The sequence below is a fragment of the Burkholderia sp. Se-20378 genome (assembly GCF_017104665.1).
Taxonomy (GTDB): domain Bacteria; phylum Pseudomonadota; class Gammaproteobacteria; order Burkholderiales; family Burkholderiaceae; genus Burkholderia; species Burkholderia lata.
Map to the genome: position 1 here is coordinate 1 of NZ_JAAGPG010000065.1, position 21969 is coordinate 21969.

Sequence of the window (21969 nt, forward strand, 5' to 3'; positions counted from 1 at the left end):
CGGACCGGGCCGCGTGGGCGGACACGGTGCGCGCGGGCGTTCGCGGCGGCGTGGCCGGCGCGGTACTGATCTGGGTTTACGAGGCGCTGGTCTGGGTCGGCGCGCAGCACCTGATGCCGCTGGCCGGCATCCCGCGCAACGCGACGGGGCTCGTGTTCGGCAAGGGCGTGCAGGACGCGCTCGGCATCGGGTCGTATTTCATCGGCACCGCGATCCATTTCGCGTTCGCGATGGCGTGGGGCATCGTGTTCGCGGCGATCTGGCCGTGGTTCCGCCGGCGCGGCTTCGAAGCGACGTTCGTCGCGCTGTTCTTTGCCATCGTCGCGTGGATCGTGATGCACGTGATGATCATGATCGCGTCGAGCAACCACCCGAACTACTTCGACCCGAACGTGATCATCGGCGGGTTCATGTCGCACTTTGTCTTCACCGTCCCGCTCGCGCTGGTCGTCAAGCGCAGCCTGGCACCACAACCGCGCGGCTTCGCGTAGCCAGCGGACGCACACCATTCATTTTGTCGCGGCCGGCCGGGCGGGCCGGGCCGCACTCGAGCAACACGAAGGAGCATTGGCATGGCACGGATCATCGGGGGCATCGCGGCCTCCCACACGCCCACGATCGGGTTTGCGTTCGACAAGAACAAGCGCGACGACCCCGTGTGGGCGCCGATCTTCGAGAACTTCGCGCCGCTGGCCGGGTGGCTCGCCGACCGGCGCCCCGACGTGCTGCTGTTCATCTACAACGACCACGTCACGTCGTTCTTCTTCGATCACTACTCGGCGTTCGCCCTTGGCGTCGGGCCGCAGTGGCATCCGGCCGACGAAGGCGGCGGCGCGCGCGACCTGCCGCCGATCGCCGGGCACCCGGCGTTTGCGGCGCACATCGGCCAGTCGCTGATGGCCGACGAGTTCGACATGTCGTTCTTCCAGAACAAGCCGCTCGATCACGGCTGCTTCTCGCCGCTGTCGGTGCTGTGCCCGCACCAGCCCGACTGGCCGGTGCGGCTGGTGCCGCTGCAAATGGGCGTGCTGCAGTTGCCGGTGCCGTCCGCGCGCCGTTTCTACCGGCTCGGCCAGGCGCTGCGCCGGGCGATCGAAAGCTATCCGGAGGATCTGCGCGTCGCGATCGTCGCGACGGGCGGGCTGTCGCACCAGGTGCACGGCGAACGCGCGGGCTTCAACCATCCCGAATGGGACGAGCGCTTTCTCGACCTGCTCGAGCGCGATCCCGAACGTCTCGCCGGCATGCCGCTCGCCGAATACGCGACGCTCGGCGGCTACGAAGGCGCCGAGGTCGTGATGTGGCTGACGATGCGCGGCGCGTTGCCGGCCGGTGTCGTGTGCCGGCATCGCAGCTACTACCTGCCGTCGATGACAGGCATCGCGACGGCCGTCTACGAACCGGCGGATACCGACATCGACACGGCGGCGGCCGAACGGCACCGGCAGCGGATCGGGGTCGAGCTCGCCGGCGTCGAGCAGTTGCCGGGCACCTATCCGTTCACGATCGCGAAGGCCGTCGACGCGTACCGGATCAACGACTATCTGCACCGGATGATCGAGCCCGCGCATCGCGCGCTGTTTCTGAGCGACCCCGAGGCGAGCTTCGACGCGGCCGGCCTCAGCGAGCAGGAGCGCGACCTGATCCGCCGGCGCGACTGGGCGGGCCTGCTGCGTTACGGCGTGATCTTCTTCCTGCTGGAGAAGCTCGGTGCGGTGACGGGCGTCTCGAACCTGCACATCTACGCAGCGATGCGCGGCGAATCGCTGGAGGCGTTCCAGCGCACCCGGAACGCGCCTGGGGCGCTGTATTCGGTGGCGGGCAAGAGTGCGGGACCGCTTGGCTGGGACGGCGCGGAGCCGCCGCACACCACGTGACTGGTGACGAAGGCGCGTGACCATGCGCCTTCGTTTCGGGAGTTCGGCGCCATACCAGGCCATATAAATAGGATGACGAATCGATATGAACGATCGTCGCCAAGGAGACAGGAGAGACATGATGGGAAGCGGAAAGGCAATCGACATCAAGTCGTTCATCGACGACCGGCCGGTGACAGGCTATCAGTGGCTGCTGGTCGTGCTGTGCTGCCTCGTCGTGATCGCCGACGGGATGGACGTCGCGATCATGGGTTTCATCGCGCCGTCGATCATCCATGACTGGGCGATCTCGCGGCCCGAGTTCGGGCTCGTGATGAGCGCGGCGCCGATCGGCCTGGTGATCGGCGCGCTGGTGGCCGGCCCGAGCGCGGACCGGTTCGGGCGCAAGCGCGTGCTGATCGCGTCGGTGTTCCTGTTCGGCGTGTTCACGATCGTGACGGCCCAGGCGCACACGCCGTTCGAGATGGCGATGCTGCGGCTGCTGACGGGCATCGGCCTCGGCGCGGCGATGCCGAACACGACGACGCTGCTGTCGGAGTACGCGCCGAAGCGGATGCGCGCGCTGATGATCACCGTGATGTTCACGGGCTTCAATCTCGGCTCGGCGCTGATCGGGTTCGTCGCGGGCTGGCTGATTCCGCTGCACGGCTGGCGTGCGGTGCTGCTGTTCGGCGGCACGCTGCCGCTGCTGCTGATTCCGCTGCAGCTGTGGCTGCTGCCCGAGTCGGCCCGGCTGCTGGCCGTGCGCGGCGCGCCGTCGCAGCGCATCGCCGCGTTGCTGAACCGCGTATGCGGCGGGCAGTTCGCCGGCAACGAAACTTTCGTGTCGAACGAGCCGCCGCTGCCGACGCGCAGGCCGATCGGCGTGCTGTTCTCGCAAGGCTACGGGTTCGTCACCGTGTCGCTGTGGATCACGTATTTCATGGGCCTGCTGGTGATCTACCTGCTGACGGGCTGGCTGCCGACGCTGATCAAGGATGCGGGCCTGTCCGTCAGCACGGCCGCGAACGTGACCGCGATGTTCCAGATCGGCGGCACGATCGGCGCGATCGGCGTCGGCTGGCTGATGGACAAGGTGCGGCCGGCGCCGGTGATCGGCGCCGCGTATCTCGGCGGCGGGCTGTGCGTGGCCGTGCTCGCATGGGCCGGGGCGCTGTCGTCGTCGCTCGCGCTGCTGGTGTTCGCGGCCGGCTTCTGCATGAGCGGCGCGCAGACGGGGCTGAACGCGTATGCGCCGGGACGCTACCCGACGGTCGCACGGGCGACCGGCGTGAGCTGGATGCTCGGAATGGGGCGCTTCGGCAGCATTTTCGGCTCCGCGATCGGCGGTGCGCTGCTGGGGCTCGGCTGGAAGTTCGACGCGATCCTGTCGATGCTCGCGGTGCCGGCCACGCTGGCCGCGATCGCGATCATGACGTCGCAGCGCACCCCCGCGCCCGAACCGCAGGAACTGGAAAACCCGGCGCACTGAGCGCGCCGCGCCGAACCGGCGCGGCGGCCGGCAGGCGGCGGAACACGTCATCCCACGCAGGAGTTGCAATGATCATCGACATTCACGGCCACTACACCACCGCGCCGAAGGCGCTGGAGGCGTGGCGCAATCGCCAGGTCGCGGCGATCAACAGCCCGTCGGAGCGGCCGAAAGTCTCCGAGCTGCATATCGGCGACGACGAGCTGCGCGAATCGATCGAGCTCAACCAGCTCAAGCTGATGCGCGAACGCGGCCTCGACCTGACGATCTTCAGCCCGCGCGCGAGCTTCATGGCGCATCACATCGGCGATTTCAGCGTGTCGAGCACGTGGGCGGCCGTGTGCAACGAGCTGTGCCACCGCGTGCACCAGCTGTTTCCCGATCACTTCGTGCCGGCCGCGATGCTGCCGCAGAGCCCCGGCGTGGATGTCGCGACCTGCATTCCGGAGCTGGTCCGGTGCGTCGACGAATACGGCAACGTCGCGATCAACCTGAATCCCGATCCGTCCGGCGGCCACTGGACCAGCCCGCCGCTGTCGGACCGCTACTGGTACCCGGTCTACGAGAAGATGGTCGAGTACGACATTCCCGCGATGATCCACGTGAGCACGAGCTGCAACGCGTGCTTCCATACGACGGGCGCGCACTACCTGAACGCCGATACGACCGCCTTCATGCAGTGCCTGACCTCCGACCTGTTCCGCGATTTCCCGACGCTGCGCTTCGTGATTCCGCATGGCGGCGGCGCGGTGCCGTATCACTGGGGACGGTTTCGCGGGCTCGCGCAGGAGCTGAAGAAGCCGCTGCTGAAGGATCACCTGCTGAACAACGTGTTCTTCGACACGTGCGTGTATCACCAGCCCGGCATCGACCTGCTGACCGGCGTGATTCCGGTCGACAACATCCTGTTCGCGAGCGAGATGATCGGCGCGGTGCGCGGGATCGATCCCGACACAGGCCACTACTACGACGACACGAAGCGCTACATCGACGCGTCGTCGCTCGATCCGCAAGCGCGGCACAAGATCTACGAAGGCAATGCCCGGCGCGTCTATCCGCGCCTGGATGCACAACTGAAAGCGAAGGGGCAGTGATCATGAACGAACTCGGCGTGGTTTACCGCACGATCCACCGCGCGAACGCGGACGTCGCCGCGCGGCTCGGTGCGCTCGGCTCGGCGACGGTGCACGAGGCGATGGGCCGCACCGGCCTGATGAAGCCGTACATGCGGCCGATCTACCCGCGCGCGCTGGCGTCCGGCACGGCCGTCACCGTGCTGCTGCATCCGGGCGACAACTGGATGATGCACGTCGCGGCAGAGCAGATCCGGCCGGGCGACGTGGTCGTCGCGGCGATCACCGCCGACTGCACCGACGGCTATTTCGGCGACTTGCTCGCGACGAGCTTCAAGGCGCGCGGCGCGCAGGCGCTGATCATCGACGCGGGCGTGCGCGATGTCGCGGTGCTCGACGCGATGCAGTTCCCGGTGTGGAGCAAGGCGATTTCCGCGAAAGGCACGATCAAGGCAACGCTCGGTTCGGTGAACGTGCCGGTCGTGTGTGCGGGTGCGCTCGTCCATCCCGGCGACGTGATCGTCGCGGACGACGATGGTGTGGTCGTGGTACCGGCCGCGCGAGCCGCCGACGTGCTCGACAAGGCGATCGCACGCGAGACGAACGAAGCCGCGAAGCGCGCGAAGCTCGCGTCGGGTGTGCTGGGCCTCGACATGTACGACATGCGCGAGCCGCTGCGCCAGGCCGGCCTGCGCTATATCGACTGATGGGGGCGGCGGAGATGACGCAGACCGCGTGTGCGGCGACGGCCGTCACCGGCATTTCGTCGATGGCGACGCGGCCGGTGCTGGCACGACTGGCGGCCGCCCATGCGGACGAAACGGGGTGTCGCGTGTCGATCACGTCGGTCGGCGGTGTCGACGCGGCGCGGCGCGTGCGGGCCGGCGAGCCGTTCGATTTCGTCGTGCTTGCAGCCGACGCGATCGAGCGGCTTGCGGCTGATGGCCATGTCGACGTGAGCAGCCGGGTGGATGTCGCGCGCTCGGGCATCGCCGTTGCGGTGGCGACAGGCGCGGCGCGGCCGGAGATCGGCACCGAAGCGGAGGTGCGCGACACGATCCTGCGCGCGGGCCGGATCGGGTATTCGACGGGACCGAGCGGGGCGCACCTGAATCGCCTGTTCGCGCGCTGGGGCATCGCGGACGCGATCGCGCCGCGTATCGTCCAGGCGCCGCCTGGCGTGCCGGTCGGCGAGCTGATCGCGGCGGGCGACGTCGACCTCGGTTTCCAGCAGTTGAGCGAGCTGATGCAGGTGCCGGGCATCGACGTCGTCGGTGTGTTGCCGGAAGCCGTTCAGGCCGTCACGGTGTTTTCCGCAGCGGTGTGCCGCACGGCACGCGATCGCGCGGCTGTCGCACGGTTTCTTGCTTACCTGGCATCGCCGCAGGCCGATCGCGTCAAGCGCGAACACGGGATGGATCCGGCGTAGGGCCGAGCGGCGCCGGCGCGGCAGTGGCGCGCCGGAATCGATAAACGGATCAGATGGGAATCGGTCGTCTTCGCAACGCGTGTACACGGTGAGCTTAGTTATGCTGATGAAGAAGATGGTCGCATGAAGGTTCGATTCACGCGAGGTATCGCAGACGTTTCGTGAAGTCGCCGCATCGCCACCTGACGACGATGCGGCAAGCCAACCAGAACGACAGGAGACAGAAATGCAGACGAACTGCAGGGCAGGGTGGAGCGTGCGCGCGTGGCGTCGCGCGGCAGGCATGCGGCGCGATGCGCTGATCCGGATGCTGGCGATCGGCATGATGGGATTGTGCGCGATGTTGGCCGGCTGGTCGAACGCGGCGAACGCAGCGAACGCAGCCGGCGGCCTCGCGAATCTTCCGGCGGTGATGCCTGCGATGTCGTGCCCGGCCGTCGCGGCGCTCGACCTGAGCGGCGTGACCGACGGCACCGTCACGATCACGTCGGCGGTGCTGCTGCCCGCCGGCACGGTCGTCGGCAACAACACATTGCCGGCGCCCGTGTGCGACGTGAAAGGCACGATCGGGCCGGGTGCGTCGCTGTTCGAACTGCAGCTGCCGACGCAGGGCTGGACGCAACGCTATCTGCAGACGGGCTGCGGCGGACTGTGCGGCAACCTGTCGGTCAATGCGCCAATGGCGTCGACCTGCGTGCCGGTGACCAACGGGACGATCGCGATGGCCGCGACCGACATGGGCCACGAAGGCGGTAACGATGGCGCATGGGCGCTCGACCCGAAGGCGAAGCTCGACTTCGCGTACCGCGCCGAGCATGCCACCGCGCAGGTGGCCAAGGCGATCATCGGCAAGTTCTACGCGCGGCCCGCGCGCTATGCGTACTTCGACGGCTGCTCGGACGGCGGCCGCGAAGCGCTGATGGAAGCGCAGCGCTTTCCCGACGATTTCGACGGCATCGCGGCCGGCGCGCCCGCGAACGACCTGATCGTGCAGAACACGTTCCATCACGCATGGCCGGCCGCGGTCAACACGGACCCGAAGACGGGCAATGCGATCCTGCTCGCCGGCAAGCTGCCGATGCTGCATGCAGCGGTGCTCAAGGCGTGCGACGGGCTCGATGGCGTGGTCGACGGCGTGATCGACAACCCGCGCGCGTGCCGGTTCGATCCGGCGACGCTCGTGTGCGCGGCCGGTCAATCGACCGCGACGTGCCTGACGCCGCGGGAAGCCGACGTCGTGCGCCGCATCCACGAAGGCGCAACCACGGCGAACGGCACGCGTCTCGAACCGCTCGTGTCGCGCGAATGGGGCTCGGAGCTGAACTGGAGCCTGTTCGTGCCGGCAACCGCCACCGCGCCGAGCGGCACGATCAGCTTCGTGCTGCCGTTCCTGCGCTATCTCGACTACTACAACGCGTCGTACCCGTCCGCGACGATCGGCGACCTGAAGTTCACGCTCGACGCATTCGCGAAGACGGTGCCGGTGTCGAACTACCTGGCCGCGACCGATCCGGATCTCGGCCGCTTCGCCGGCCGCGGCGGCAAGCTGCTGCTGTGGCATGGCCTGGAGGATCAGCACATCTCGCCGCGTTCGAGCATCGCGTATTACGAAGCGATGAAGAAGACCATGGGCGACGCGCCGGTCGACCGCTTCGCGCGCTTCTACCTGTTCCCGGGCGTTGCGCACTGCGGCGGCGGTCAGGGGCCGGACGTGTTCGACGTCCTCACGCCGCTGATGGCGTGGACCGAGACGGGCGCGACGCCCGGCAGGATCGTCGCGTCGATCGTCGATGCGAACGGCAACACGACGCGCACGCGTCCGGTGTTTCCGTATCCGGCCACCGCGCGCTACACGGGCAGCGGCAGCACCGACGACGCGGCGAACTTCGTCGCCGATACGCCGAAGGCCGACCCATACGTCGACCTGCACTGGGCCGGCGAATGGCTGTACTCGCCGGGCTACGAGGCGCAGTGCCGGGTCAGTGGTTCGCAGCTCGTCTGCACGGGCGGCAACGGCTGGCATGCGTACCGTCCGTAACGTCCGTGAGCAGGCGGCACGCAGCCATCAAGACAATTCATTCACTCGAGAAGACAAGGAAGGAGACGGATACATGAAGCAACAGGCATTGCGGATGGCGCTGACGTCCGGCGTCGCGCTGGCCGCTGTCGCGCCGGCGTTCGCGCAGAGCAGCGTCACGCTGTACGGGATCGTCGACAACGGCATCGGCTACCAGAGCAACGCGACGACGGTCGGCTCGACGAGCGGCGGGAAGTCGGTCGTCAGGATGAACCAGGGCGTGTGGGCCGGCAGCCGCTTCGGGCTGAAGGGCAGCGAGGATCTCGGCGGCGGCACGAAGGCGATCTTCACGCTCGAATCGGGCTTCAACTCGGCGACCGGCGCCGCGCAATACACCGACGCGATCTTCGGACGCCAGGCGTGGGTCGGGCTGACCAACGCCACGTACGGCACGCTGACCGCCGGCCGGCAATATGCGTCGTATTACCAGACGATGTCGCCGTTCAGCCCGACCACGTGGATCACCGGCTACTACGGCGCGCACCCGGGCGACGTCGACGGGCTCGACACGATCTACCGCGCGAATAACACGATCGAGTACACGTCGCCGAAATGGTACGGCGTGACGCTGAGCGGGTCCTACTCGTTCGGCGGCGTGGCCGGCAGCACGAACGCGGGCTCGACGTGGGCGACCGGCATCCAGTACGCGGCCGGCCCGTTCGGCGCCGGCGTCGCGTTCGAGCGCGTGAACAACTCGAACACGGCCGGCGGCGCGTGGGGCGCGAACTCGACGACGTCGAACGGCGGTTCGCAGATCGGCGTGTCGGCGGTCACGAACGGCTACCAGACCGCGAAGGCGCAGCAGCGGTTCGCGGTGGGCCTGAGCTACCGGTTCAGCGATGCGTGGGACGCGACGGCGACGTACACCAACACGGAGTACATCCCGGGTGCGGCGTCGAAGTTCTTCAATACCGCGATCTTCAATACGGCCGGCGCGGTGCTGCACTGGAAGCCGTCGGCAGTTTGGGATTTCGGCGCGGGCTATGCGTACACGCGTGCGACGGAATCGAACGGCATCACCGACAGCGCGCAGTATCACCAGTTCAACCTGTCGCAGTACTACTCGCTGTCGAAGCGCACGGGGCTGTACCTGCTCGAAGCGTACCAGCACGCGAAGGGCAAGACGCTCGGCACGAGCGGCGCGGGCAGCATCGTCGACGCGACCGCGACGCTGGGCGACGGGTTCAACACGGCGCCGTCGTCGACCGGCAACCAGTTCGGAATCGGCGCGGGGATCATCCACCGGTTCTGATGCGGGCGTGACTGCATGCGCCTCCGGCCTGGACGGCCGGAGGCGCGGCGTCACGTCACGTCACGCGATGGCGCTCAGCGGCCCGTCTTCAACTGCGCCCACAGCCGGTTCTGCAGCCGGCGAATCTCGGGCGGCATCGGCTTGAGCAGCGTCATCTTGCTCAGCACCTCGTCGGCCGGATATACCGACGGATCGCGTGATATCGCGGGCTTCACGTACTGGCGCGCGGCCTTGTTCGCGGTCGGATAGAACACCGCGTTGGTGATGCCGGCGTTGACCTTCGGATCCTGCACGTAGTTGATCCACTTCAGCGCGGCGTCGCGGTTCGGCGCGTCCTTCGGGATCACCATCATGTCGAACCACAGCAGCCCGCCTTCCTTCGGGTTTGCGAAGCGGATCTCGTACGGGCGTTTCGCTTCGGCGGTGCGACGGTGCGCGATGCCGACGTCGCCCGAATAGCCGAACGCCACGCACAGGTCGTTGTTCGCGAGATCGTTGATGTAGCCCGACGAGTTGAACTGCGTGATGTACGGGCGCACCTTCTTCAGTACCTCGTACGCCGCACGGTAGTCGGCCGGGTTCGTGCTGTTCGGATCCTTGCCCATGTACTGCAGCGTCGCCGCGAACACGTCGACGGCCTGATCGAGGAACGACACGCCGCAGCTTTTCAGCTTGGCCATGTTGACCGGATCGAACACCAGCGCCCAGCTGTCGACCGGCGCCTTGTCGCCGAGCGCCTTCTTTACGGCCTGCACGTTGTAGCCGATGCCGTCGGTGCCATATGCCCACGGCACGCCGTACTGGTTGCCCGGATCGGCATCGGCGACCATCTTCATCAGCAGCGGATCGAGATTCGACAGGTTCGGCAGCTTCGACTTGTCGAGCGGCTGGTAGACGCTCGCCTGGATCTGCTTGGCCATGTAGTTCGACGTCGGCACGACGATGTCGTAGCCGGAATTCCCCGACATCAGTTTCGCCTGCAGCGTGTCGTCGCTGTCGTAGTTGTCGTAGCGGACGTGGAGGCCCGTCTGCTTCTGGAAGGTCGGGATCGTGTCCGGCGCGATGTAGTCGGACCAGTTGTAGATGTTCAGTTCGCCGGCCGCGTGGGCGGTCGTGCCGGCGGCCGCGGCGGCCGACAGGATGGCGGCGGTTGCAATGGCGCGGCGAAGCGTGCGGATTCGCATGACGTAGTCTTCCATTTCAGTGCGCGTGTCGATCCGCGAGGGGCGGGTCGTTGCGCGATGGTGCATCGGATGAAGCGGGCGTGCGCGACCGCCGCTCGCGGTGAGCGAGCGAGGTGCACGGTGATCAGGAGTCCATTCGAGTACGAGCCGGCGCGCGCGAAAACGAAGCGCAAGCCGATCCCGTCACCGGTCGGGCGACACGGCGAGCAGGTCGAACGGAGTCAGGGAAAGGGGGGCGCTAAGGCAGCAGCGATGCCACGTCGTCGGTATGGATCGCGACATAGGCACGCGCGGCGACGGCGTTGTGGCGGCGAACGGAGCGGCGCGACAGGATGGTGTAGATCGACAGAGGCAGACGAGGGCTTTGCCAGCCGTCACTGTCGTCGGAGGACGCGATCGTAGCGCGCAGGTTTCGCGCATCGCCTCGTCTCCACCGCACCAGCGGGCCACGGAATCTCACGATTACTCTCGACCGGGTTGTTGAAAGTATTGAACACCTGACGATTCGCCAGCGACTGCCGCTTCAGGTTTCGGTCATCGCGTTCGACGCGCGGGGGCGTTGGTTTCGAGACGCGAATTGAAAGCCTGGCAGATTGCTGGATCGCCGAAACATGACGTTTCCATGAATCATCAGATAAATCGCTGTAAGGATGTCTCCGGATTTTCCCTAGGAATTCGAAGGCCGATGAACGCGTTTGAGGTGATGGCAACGATGCAGACACACACAAAAGGTCGCACTTCGTATTTCACCATTCGATAAATCGATGTGGCCGATTGATGACATTGCGTTTTATCTCTCGCTGCGACACGCCGGCGTGAAAGTCATCAGGCGAGTGCGGGAATCACCCGCCGCCCGCATGCCGCGCATGGCAGGCCGGCGGGCGTGTCGCAGGCAGTGGGCACCGCTCCGCTCATGACGCGCTCGCGCGTCGGTGAAGGCCCACCACGGCTGGTGCGGATCGTCTTGGTTTGACTCGATGCGTAGCTCGCGAGCCGCTCGCATGTCTATTCGGACGGGTGGCAAGCGATGACCACGGCAGCGCACATGAACGCGTCGCCGCTTGCGGCGGGCCGTGTTCTACCTGTCGATAGCACCACGATTCCGTGATTGCATTTTTCTTTTCAAAACTATTGGCAATCAAAATTAAATTTGATCGCGGAATTGCTGCGCCCGTGGAAAGAATGGTGGATCGGGTCCACGACGTCATCATGCTTGAGTCGATCATGGAGCACGCGCCAGAAGCGTCCCGGAAAAGCGTTTCGTGCTTTGCGAGGCTTGCCGCGATCGGGTGCTATGCGACTGCCACAGACCATACAAACGGCGAGCTGGAAATCTTGCCCAGTTCGATTCCGTAAGTGAATTGAAATTTCACGACGCACGGCAGCGACACCTGACAGTCTTTGACAGCACATATTCACCGGTTCCCCGATTATTCAGTCTCGGGGTAGTTCGCTGTGCTGCATGAATCTGAGAGTAGAGACCAAAAACAATGAACAAGAATCAGTATCGCCTCGTATTTAGCCGCGTGCGCGGCATGCTGGTGGCCGTCGAGGAAACCGCGAATTCAGCAGGCAAGGCAACGCAGGGAGAGACGGTTTGCGTTTCGGCTGGCGGCTTGCCGCAGCTCGTCAAGCGCTTCGCTTTGCGACATACGGCGTTGGCCGTCTTGATTGTGGCAGGCGTGGTGCCGACCTGGGCTATCGCACAGATCGTACCGGGCGGCGCGAATGCTCCTTCCGTCATCCAAACGCCCAACGGGCTCCCACAGGTGAACATCAACCGGCCCGTCGGCGGCGGCGCGGTGTCGTTGAATACCTACAATCAGTTCGATGTATCCCGCTCTGGCGCGATCTTGAACAACTCCCCCGTTATCGTTAACACGACGCAAGCGGGTGTGATTGGCGGGAATCCGAATTTCCTGCCGGGACAATCGGCGCGACTGATCGTCAACCAGGTGAACAGCAACAATCCTTCGTTGATCCAGGGTTACGTTGAGATCGCAGGAGCTAAAGCCAATCTCATCCTGGCTAACCCCTCGGGGCTGATTCTCGACGGCGGCGGCTTTCTGAACACCTCACGCGCCACGCTGACAACCGGCACACCGCTGATCGATGCGAACGGCAACGTCACGGGCATCAATGTCACGCAGGGCAATATCACCGTGCAAGGCGCGGGATTCAACGCGTCGAATCTGGATCAGGTTGACCTGCTGGCAAGAGCCGTCAAAATCAACGCGGCCACGTATGGCGGTAATACGCTGAACGTGGTGGCCGGCGCGAATCACGTCGATTACGGCACGCTCGCCGCGACACCGATTGCCGGCGTCGGCGCGGCACCGGCGATCGGTATCGACGTGAGCCAGTTGGGCGGGATGTATGCCGGGAAAATCCTGTTGGCGTCCAATGAGTACGGCGTCGGGGTTGGCGTATCCAATGCCGGCGTCGTCGCCGCGCAGGCCGGCGATCTGAATTTGCAGTCGAACGGCCGGCTCGTGTTGTCGGGACGTACCGAGGCGAGCGGCAATATCGCGATGACCTCCGCGAACGGCGTGACGAACAGCGGCACGACCTACGCGCAACAGTCGGTGTCGGTGAATACCGGCGCAGACGTGGCGAATACAGGCACGCTCGCGGCGCAGCAGAATACCAGCGTGAACGCGGGCTCGGTCACGTCGACCGGTACGCTCGGCGCGGGCGTGAGCAATGACGGGTCGGTTGGTCAGAGCGGCGACCTGACCGTGTTGACCAACGGGCAGCTGAACGCGACCGGTCAGAACATCGCGGGTGGCAATGCGACACTCGCCGGCAGCGGCGTGAACCTCGCAGGCAGCAAGACGGCCGCGAACGGCGGGCTGTCGATGAGCGCAAGCGCCGGCGATGTGAACCTCACGAGCGCGACGACGAGCGCACAAGGCGCGATCAGCGCGCAGGCATCGGGCGCCGTCATCAACGACCACGGCGCCATGTCCGGCGGCAGCGGCGTGACGCTGGCCGGCTCGACCGTTTCGAACCAGGCCGGTCAGGTATCGTCGACCGGGCCGCTGCTCGTTCTCGCGTCCGGGCAACTACTGAATCAGTCAGGATCGCTGGTTTCGCAAGGCACGGCAGCGATACGCGGCGGCGCGATCGTGAACACGCAGGGTTCGATGCAGAGCGCGGCCGGCATGTCGGTATCCGGGGCGTCGCTGCAGAACGATGCGGGACGCGTCGTCGCGCTCGGCACGGATGGGCTGTCGGTGACGACGACGGGCCAGATTCTGAACGCCGCGGGCACAACGGCCACAGGTGCGCAGGGCGGGGTGATGGGGAGCAACGGCGCGACCGTCGTGCAGGGCGGCAGCGTTGTGAACCATGGCGCGATGTCCGCTGCGACGAATCTGACGGTTTCCGGCCAGAGCGTGGACGACAGCAACGGCACGATGGCATCCGCGCAGACCACGACCATGAACGCCGGCTCGCAGTTCGTGAACGCGAACGGCGCGGTGACGGGTCAAACGGCCGTGGTCAACGCCACGACGATCAACAACGATTCCGGCAACATACAAGGCGCACAGGTCGGCCTGAACGGAACGAATTTGCAGAACCATGCCGGCGTCGTCACGCAGACCGGCACGGGCCCGATGGCGGTCAATATCACCGGCACGCTCGACAACTCGCAGAAAGGCACGATCCAGTCCAACAGCACGGATTTGGCGTTGACACCTGCGACGCTGATCAACGACACCGGCACCATCACGCACGCAGGGAGCGGTACGCTGACCCTCGGCAATGGCACCGGCTCGATTTCGAACGTTGCAGGGCACATCGCCAGCAACGGGCAAGTGGTCGCCCAAACGGAGACGATGAACAACACGGCCGGCAGCGTGATCGGTCAAACCGGCCTGACGGCGACGGTCGGCGGCGCGCTGACGAACGATGCAGGTCGGCTCGGCTCAGGCACGAGCGCGACGATCCACGCGGGCTCGCTGTCGAACCAGAATGGCGGCTCCATTGTTTCTCCGACGCTGGCCCTCAACGTCGATAGCACGCTCAACAATAACCTTGGTTCGATTCAGACGAACCAAGCCACCATTGCGGCAACCGACATCCTGAACCGGGGCGGTAATCTCACGCAGTTCGGCACGGGGCCGATGACGGTCAATGTCGCGAACCTGCTGGACAACTCGCAAGGCGGCGTGTTTCAGACCAACAGCACGAACCTGCTGTTGACGCCCGCGATGCTGATGAACGATGCCGGTAAATTGACGTTCGGCGGCACGGGAACCCTCACGATCGCGCCGAGCCATGGCACGGGTGCGTTCAGCAACGTCGGCGGTACCGTCGTCAGCAACGGGCAAGCAGTTGTGCAAGCCGGCTCATGGAACAACGATTTCGGCACCTTCGCGGCCCGGCAAGGCATCGTCGCGAACGTGGCCGGCGATATCTCGAACCAGCAAGGCCTGATTCGTTCGCAAGCGGCGCTGTCGCTGATAACCGGCGGCTCGCTGCTCAATCAGAACGGGGTCGTCGCGTCCGGTACGAGCGCGCCAACCGACACCAGCACGCTCGCGATTCAAGCGGCGGCCATCCAGAACGCCGCAGGCCAGATCCTCAATTTCGGCACTGGCAATATGACCGTGCAAGGCGGTAGCCAGCTCGTGAATGCGGCGGGGATGGTCAGCGGCAACGGCAACCTCGCCGTGAACGCGTCCGCGATCAGCAACACGAATGGCGCACAGATGAACGGCGCGAGTCTCCAGGTGCAAGGCGGCACGATCGACAACACCGCCGGCAAAATGGGGAGTTCCAGCGGCGACACGTCGATAACGACGACCGGCGCAATCACGGATACCAACGGTCAAATCGGCTCGGCCCACGATCTGACGGTGACGGCACCGACGCTGTCGGGTGGTGGCACCTACAGCGCGGCGAACAATGCACAGTTCAACCTGCAAGGCAACTTCAGCTTGTCGCCGCACTACAGTTTCAATGCCGGCAATCAGCTCGGGTTTTCGTTGCGCGGCACCTTCACCAATACGGGCTATCTGTCGGCGGTCTACAACCTGAACGTATCGGCAGGCGACATTCTCAACAGCGGCACGATGATGGCGGGCTATCTGCTGTCGACGCATTCGAATACGCTGACCAATACCGGAACAATGGTCGGCGCGAGCGCATCGCTCGTCGCGAACACGAGCATTACGAACGTCGGCCCCACGGCTCTGATCGGGGCATCGGATAGCAACGGCTCGCTTGAATTGCTCGCGCCCGTGATCCAGAACCGGGACGACACGACCGCGGTCGACACTACGCCTCAAACCTCGATCGTCGGGCTCGGCAAGGTCGTGTTGGCCGGCGGCAAGGATGCGAATGGCAACTACACGAACGCGCAATCGATCCTGAACCAGTCGGCGTTGATTCAGTCCGGTGGCGATATGACGTTGGACGCCAATCTGGTCACGAACACGCGCCGCCAGATGACGACGAGTGGATTGACGAATAACGTTGATCCGGCCGTGCTGGCCGCCTTGGGTATCAGTTTGTCGGGTTGCGCATCGTATTTCGCCGTGAATTGCGTGGGCGGGGGACAGATGATCGCCGGTCTCCGGTCCGACAACATCACACCGGCCGAAACGGCTGCCATCATCGCCCAGCCGGGCGGCATGTACATTGAGCCGCCGCACGGCGGCCAGTGGAACAGTGGGTACTTCTACACGACCTATACGGGCGTCGCGACGGCCAACCTGATTCAGAATATCAGCCCCGCTGCGCAAATCATGGTCGGCGGTAACCTCGATGCCTCTGCGACCGGGACGCTCAAGAACTACTGGAGCAATATCGCGGCGGTCGGCAACATCAAGGCCCCGGCGAACTACGATGCGAACAGTTGGGGTGCATCCGGCCAGCAAGCGCCGAGCCTGACGGTCACCTACTCGGGCCAGTACCACTACAACAACTACGACAGCAGCGAATATAACTGGCAGTTGCCGTTTGGCAATGCCACGTTCGTCACGGGCGTACCGGGAGGCTATACGCAGGTCGCGCCGGCCAACGTGCATACCTACCCCCTGCCGAGCTACGAATCGACGTTCGTCACGGGTGGCACGCTGTCCGGAAACGGCGTCAATATCAACAACACGGCGGGTAATGCGGGCCTGCCATCGCTCGGGCTGGTTGCCGGACAGGTGCCGAGTTTGACGCCGGGTTCGGTGACGGGCCAGCTTGGCGGCACGGGCCAGCGAGCAACGGTCCCCGGTGGCGGGCCGGTGATGGTCGATCCGATCATCGCCAAGGCCACGGCGCTCAACGTGCTGAACAACTTGACGATTCCGCAAGGCGGGTTGTTCAAGCCGGACACCGCGCCGGGCGCAACGTACCTGATCGAGACGAACCCCGCTTTCACGAATCAGCGGACGTTCATGTCGAGCGATTACTACCTGCAACAGCTCGGCATGAATCCGCAGACGGTCGAAAAGCGTCTGGGTGACGGCTTCTATGAACAGCAGCTCGTGCGCAATCAGGTCACGGCCCTGACAGGCAAAGCCGTGTTGGGCCCCTACACCGACACGCAGGCGATGTATGAAGCAATGATGGCCTCGGGCGCGGCGCTCGCCAAATCGCTCGATCTGCCGCTCGGCATGAGCCTGACGGCCGATGAGGTCGCGAGCCTGACGAGCAACGTCGTCATGATGGAAACGCGCGTGGTCGACGGCCAATCGGTCCTGGTGCCGGTCGTGTATCTCGCGAAGGCCAATCAGCAAAACTGGAATGGCCCGCTGATCGCTGCGACGGATATCGATCTGGAAAACGCCCAGACGTTCAAGAACAGTGGCACCGTCACGGCCAGCGACGCGATGACGATTCACGGCCAGTCGATCGATAGCGCGTTCGGCGCACTGACCAGCGGCGGCGCGATGGATCTGCAAACGATCGGCGATATGAATTTCACGTCGGCCAACGTGAAGGCCGGCAGCCTCAACCTCGACGCAGGCGGCAATCTGTTGCTGAACACCGCAACGAATACGCTCAATCAGGTGAGCGCGACCGGTGCGACGCGCACCACCGTGACGCTCGGCCCGCTTGCGCAGATCAATGTAACGGGCGATGCCGCGATCAAGACCGGCGGCAACTTCGAGCAGAATGCGGGCGCGCTGACGGTTGGCGGCAATCTCGGGATGGATATCGGCGGCAATTGGAACCTCGGTGCGGTACAGACCGGCGAGCATAAGGTGGTCGAGCGAGCCAACGGGGTATCGAATACCGACATAAACGTCGTGACGGGCAGCGCGGTGAAAGTCGGCGGCGAGTCAAATATTGCGGTTGGCGGTGATTTGACTGCCAAGGGCGCTCAGTTCAACCTTGGCGGTGGTGGCACGATCGGCGTCAACGGCAATGCGACGTTCGGCGCAGCGAGTGCGACGTCGACCATCGATAGCAATAGCTCCGGCAGCGACCACCACGGCAGCTATGCGGAACAGCAACACAGCTCTGACGAAGCGCTGCTTGGCACGGCCGTGCATAGTGGCGATACGCTCACGGTTGCCTCGGGCAAGGATATCAATGTTATCGGCAGCTCGATCAGCCTCGACAAAGGCAATGCAAACCTGCTGGCAAAGGGGGATGTGAATGTCGGCGCGGCGACCGAAACCCATACGTCCGACTCGCAAGAAACGCATAGCCATAGCAACGTGGTAAGCGGCGTGAAGGTCGCAAGCGGCGCGGATCAGACCGCAACCTATAGTCAAGGCAGCACGATTTCGGCGGACGGGGTGACGGTCGAAAGCGGCCGGGATATTAACGTCACGGGCAGCAACATTGTCGGCACGGACCTTGTGAGCCTCGACGCGGCGCGCAACGTGAATATCACCACGTCGCAGGACACGGTGCAATCGTCGTCGTATTACGACAAGAAGGAAAGCGGCCTGTTGACCAACGGCGGACTGTCCGTGACCTTCGGTAGCCGCTCGATGGGCAACACTGATCAGACCAAGCAGGTGACGAACAACGCAAGCGTCGTAGGCGCATCGTCCGGCAACGTGTCGATCAACGCGGGCAAGGATGCGACCATTACCGGCAGTACCGTGGTTGCCGGCCAAAACCTCGACGTGACGGGGCAAAACGTTGTCGTGAACTCCGCCTATGACACGTACAACGATGCGCAGTCGCAGCACTTCAGTCAATCGGGGCTGAGCGTCGGCGTGAACGGTGGCGTCGTGGGCCTTGGTCAGTCGATGGCGAGCACGGTGCGTCAGGGCGCGCAATCCGGCGATTCGCGCCTCGCGGCCGTACAAGGCGTGGCGGCAGCCGAACAGGCTTATCAGAGTCGTGATGGATTGAAGAATGCTGCGACTGCCCTGTCGAATGGCAACGTCAGCGAAGCCGCGAACGGTGTGCAGGTTCAGCTCAGTATCGGATCGAGCCACAGCAGTAGCAACGAGACGACATCCATCACGCAGGCAAAGAATTCGTCGCTGATTGGTAACGGCAACGTGCATGTGACCGCGACGGGCACGCCCGACGCGAACGGCAACGCACAACCCGGAACCGGCGATATCACGATGACCGGCGCGAGCGTGTTGGGTAAGAACGTGTCGCTCGATGCAAACAACGCGATCACGTTGCATAACGCACAGAGTACCGAGCAGGACACGAGTTCGAACAGTTCGTCGGGCTGGAACGCGGGCGTCGGGATCGGTGTAGGCAAGCAGACCGGGATCAGCATTTTTGCGAATGGCACGAACTCGCACGGGCAAGGCAACGGCAGCGCTGTGACGCAGACCAACACGACCATCGCAGCGGGCGACACGCTGACGATGAAATCGGGTGGCGACACAACGCTGACCGGTGCGCAGGTGTCCGGCGACAAGGTGAAGGCAGACGTGGGCGGCAACCTCACGATGACGAGTGTTCAGGATACGTCGAACTACGCGAGCAACCAGCATAGTGCAGGTGCGAGCGGTAGCGTTACGTTCGGCTACGGCGGCGGTGCCGACGTGTCGATCGGACATACCGGCATCGATGCGAATTATGCTTCGGTGAATCAGCAGACCGGTATCGTCGCTGGCAAGGACGGATTCGATGTGAACGTCGCGAACCATACGCAGCTCAACGGCGCGCAGATCGCGAGCGTGGCCCCTGCCGAAAGCAATACGCTGACGACGGGCAGCCTCGGGTTTAAGGATATTCAGAATTCGATGTCGTATTCCGCTTCGTCGGAAGGTTTCTCGACTTCGAGCGGCCCGAGCTTCGCGCATACGGGTGACAGTGCGAGCGGTGTGACGAAGGCGGCGGTGAGTCCGGCAACGATCACCGTGACGTCTGACCAGCAGAACGGCACCGACAGCACGGCAGGTCTGTCGCGCGATACCGCGAACGCGAACCAAACGGTTAAGAACACGTTCAACTTGCAGCAGACGCAGAACGATCTGGCGTTCGCGCAGGCGTTCGGCAAGGCAGCGACGTTCGCGGTTGCGGAAGCGGCCACGCAGCTTGAGAACAGCAGTCCGCAGATGAAGGCGTTGTTCGGCGAAGGCGGCGCAGGACGCGATGCGCTGCATGCGGCGGTGGCCGCGATCGGCGCGGCCTTGTCGGGTGGCAACATCGGCGGTGCGGTGGCGGGTTCGCTGGCAGGCGATGCGCTGCAATCGCTTGCGCAGCCGATCATCGATCAGGCCGTTAGCCAACTGCCGCTGGACGCGCAGGCGGCCGCACGCAAGGCGCTGAACGAAGTCGTCGCGACGGCCGGCGGCGCAGCGGGCGGCGCACTGGCTGGTGGCGGTTCGTCGGGCACGCTCGCGGGTGCTGGCGCGGCGGCGAACAACGAGCTTTACAACCGGCAGTTACACGAGAGCGAGGCGCAAAAGCTTCAGCAGCTTCAAAAGAATCAGTCGCCGCAAGAGCAGTACCGCCTTGCCGCAGCGGAATGCGCGCTTGTGCATTGCGCAGACAACATCCCGGACAGTGATCCGAACAAAGCAGTGCTGCAAAAGATGCAGAATGACGGCGTGCAGTTCACCTACGAGCAAGGGGTTCTGAAGAAGGCTGGTGCGTTCGATGGGTACGGCAAGCTCGATTCCTTGTCGGATGCCTACGACCGCAATCAGATTTCGAACCGTCTTGTCGGTGCCGTGCAGGGTGTTGGCAGTACCGCAGCGGGGATCGGGGCTGCAACAGGAGGCTGCTATACGCTGGTAGCCTGTATTGCGGGCGCGGCAGTTGCGGGCGTGAGTTTCGATTACGCGAAGGCTGGCTTCACGCAACTTGTGAACGGCAACCCGACTCCCACCTATGGCGAACTGGCATTGCAGAGCTTGGGAATGAGTCCGGGCGGTGCGGCGTTGACGTATGCCGGCTTGGGTCTCGGCGCAGCCGTCGGCAGCGTAGCCGCAAACAATGCGGCAGCACAGGCAGCGGCGAAGGGTGTCCCGCAGTCGATTGAGTCGATTCAAGCCGGGATCAAGAACGATTTGATGCAGCAGGTTGCTGATGTTCGGGCGACGCTGACAGGCAGTGCTCGGACAACCGGCAATGTGGGTGTCGCAGAAATTAGTGTTCCGGGTATCCAACCCCGAATGGTGGCATCGAGCCAAATTGACGATCCTACCGCAGCCCAGCAGGCAGCAGGACTTGTTGGGAAGGTACCGGAGACGTTTATTAGTACGGATGTGATGACCGGCGGAGATAGGCCGATATTATTGAACCGAAGTACAGATTCGGAAGCTAAAATTCTGAACAACATCGCCGCCCAACTTGGGGACAACACGTCCGTTAGCGGAGTGATCAATTTGTTCACGGAACGTCCACCATGCACAAGTTGTTCAAATGTGATTCAGCAGTTCCAAAACAAATATCCGAACATTACGATCAATGTGATGGACAATAACGGCGTGATAAAACCATCCAAGAGATAGGAGGTTATATGGAATCGAATGGCGATCGAACCACGTATGAAATCATGAAGGCCGATGTGCTGGGGCTTTATTTCAATTTTTGCCGGGACCGTGGACTTGTTGGTAGATATTCGCACCTTGAAGTGCTAGGTTACATTGATTATGAATATGACGGAGCGTTTGAGAGTCGACTTGAAATATTAATGTTTCGTGTGATTTGGTTGGTACTGTCTGGCGGATGGCACGCAGACCTCGAAAAGACAATGAGAGATAAAATCTCCAATCAAATTTCGACAGAGGGCCTGAATGACCTTTTGCAAGGAGTGCCCGCTGATGAGGCTGAGTTGTTTAGGCACGACTTGAGGATTCTTAAATTTATTGAGTGACGACGCGAAGCTTGGCAGCAAGGCTATCAAGCAGTTTTGGCACCATCTGTGCAAGCTCCTGGTAAATTGGGATGCGGTTTTCAAAATCTATGCGCACTGAATGGATCGACAATGACGTAACGAAAGAACTATCCCGGCGCGTCCATGATCTAGATATTGCAACTGTGATTTGGGGGTGCATGAAGGACGATTTGCTACCGTGGCTTGATTATAAGCTGCCGGCAGCAGGGCGAAAGACACCGATGGATCTTATGGAATCGGAGGAAGGAAAAGCGGAAATTCGATGGATACTGGTATCCAATCCTTGGTGGCCCGCGATGGGGAAACGCAATGAGTCCAATTAAGTTTTCGG

Annotated in this window: 12 protein-coding genes; 10 read left to right on the forward strand and 2 right to left on the reverse strand. The window is 63.7% G+C overall.

The window, feature by feature from the left end:
- Window positions 1-26 precede the first annotated feature (26 nt).
- The 8 genes from G3N93_RS10345 to G3N93_RS10380 all read left to right on the forward strand — a co-directional run bounded on the left by G3N93_RS10345 (window position 27) and on the right by G3N93_RS10380 (window position 9179).
- Window positions 27-491: a hypothetical protein gene (locus G3N93_RS10345; protein WP_307873402.1), complete on the forward strand. Its 465-nt coding sequence runs from the start codon at window positions 27-29 to the stop codon at window positions 489-491.
- Between the two features lie 81 nt (window positions 492-572).
- Window positions 573-1877, forward strand: coding sequence for a gallate dioxygenase (locus tag G3N93_RS10350; RefSeq protein ID WP_206132964.1), 1305 nt, complete (start codon window positions 573-575; stop codon window positions 1875-1877).
- 121 nt (window positions 1878-1998) lie between these two features.
- Window positions 1999-3348: an aromatic acid/H+ symport family MFS transporter gene (locus G3N93_RS10355; RefSeq protein WP_206132972.1), complete on the forward strand. Its 1350-nt coding sequence runs from the start codon at window positions 1999-2001 to the stop codon at window positions 3346-3348.
- 68 nt (window positions 3349-3416) lie between these two features.
- Complete coding sequence (locus G3N93_RS10360; RefSeq protein WP_206132965.1) at window positions 3417-4442, forward strand: amidohydrolase family protein; 1026 nt, start codon at window positions 3417-3419, stop codon at window positions 4440-4442.
- A gap of 2 nt (window positions 4443-4444) precedes the next feature.
- Window positions 4445-5128 (forward strand): 4-carboxy-4-hydroxy-2-oxoadipate aldolase/oxaloacetate decarboxylase, encoded by a 684-nt coding sequence (gene ligK / locus G3N93_RS10365; protein WP_174939139.1) that lies wholly within the window; start codon window positions 4445-4447, stop codon window positions 5126-5128.
- A gap of 14 nt (window positions 5129-5142) precedes the next feature.
- Entirely contained in the window at window positions 5143-5850 is a 708-nt protein-coding gene (locus tag G3N93_RS10370; RefSeq protein ID WP_206132966.1) for a substrate-binding domain-containing protein, read from the forward strand.
- Between the two features lie 226 nt (window positions 5851-6076).
- The gene (locus tag G3N93_RS10375; protein WP_206132967.1) at window positions 6077-7888 is read left to right on the forward strand and encodes a tannase/feruloyl esterase family alpha/beta hydrolase; all 1812 of its coding nucleotides are present in this window, start codon (window positions 6077-6079) and stop codon (window positions 7886-7888) included.
- A 73-nt stretch (window positions 7889-7961) separates the two neighbouring features.
- Window positions 7962-9179: a porin gene (locus tag G3N93_RS10380; protein ID WP_206132968.1), complete on the forward strand. Its 1218-nt coding sequence runs from the start codon at window positions 7962-7964 to the stop codon at window positions 9177-9179.
- Window positions 9180-9253: 74 nt separating this feature from the next.
- On the opposite strand, the gene G3N93_RS10385 is transcribed toward G3N93_RS10380, so the two are convergent.
- Window positions 9254-10363 carry a polyamine ABC transporter substrate-binding protein gene (locus G3N93_RS10385; RefSeq protein WP_174939303.1) on the reverse strand — a complete coding sequence of 370 codons (1110 nt, stop codon included), beginning with the start codon at window positions 10361-10363 and terminating at the stop codon, window positions 9254-9256.
- A gap of 238 nt (window positions 10364-10601) precedes the next feature.
- Window positions 10602-10802: a hypothetical protein gene (locus tag G3N93_RS10390; RefSeq protein ID WP_374196442.1), complete on the reverse strand. Its 201-nt coding sequence runs from the start codon at window positions 10800-10802 to the stop codon at window positions 10602-10604.
- A 1051-nt stretch (window positions 10803-11853) separates the two neighbouring features.
- Between G3N93_RS10390 and G3N93_RS10395 the strand changes: the two genes are divergently transcribed.
- Both G3N93_RS10395 and G3N93_RS41500 read left to right on the forward strand, forming a co-directional pair.
- A complete protein-coding gene (locus G3N93_RS10395) occupies window positions 11854-21252 on the forward strand; it encodes a hemagglutinin repeat-containing protein (RefSeq protein WP_206132969.1) in 9399 nt (3132 codons plus the stop codon).
- A gap of 8 nt (window positions 21253-21260) precedes the next feature.
- Window positions 21261-21617 carry a hypothetical protein gene (locus G3N93_RS41500; RefSeq protein WP_241026493.1) on the forward strand — a complete coding sequence of 119 codons (357 nt, stop codon included), beginning with the start codon at window positions 21261-21263 and terminating at the stop codon, window positions 21615-21617.
- Window positions 21618-21969: the final 352 nt, after the last annotated feature.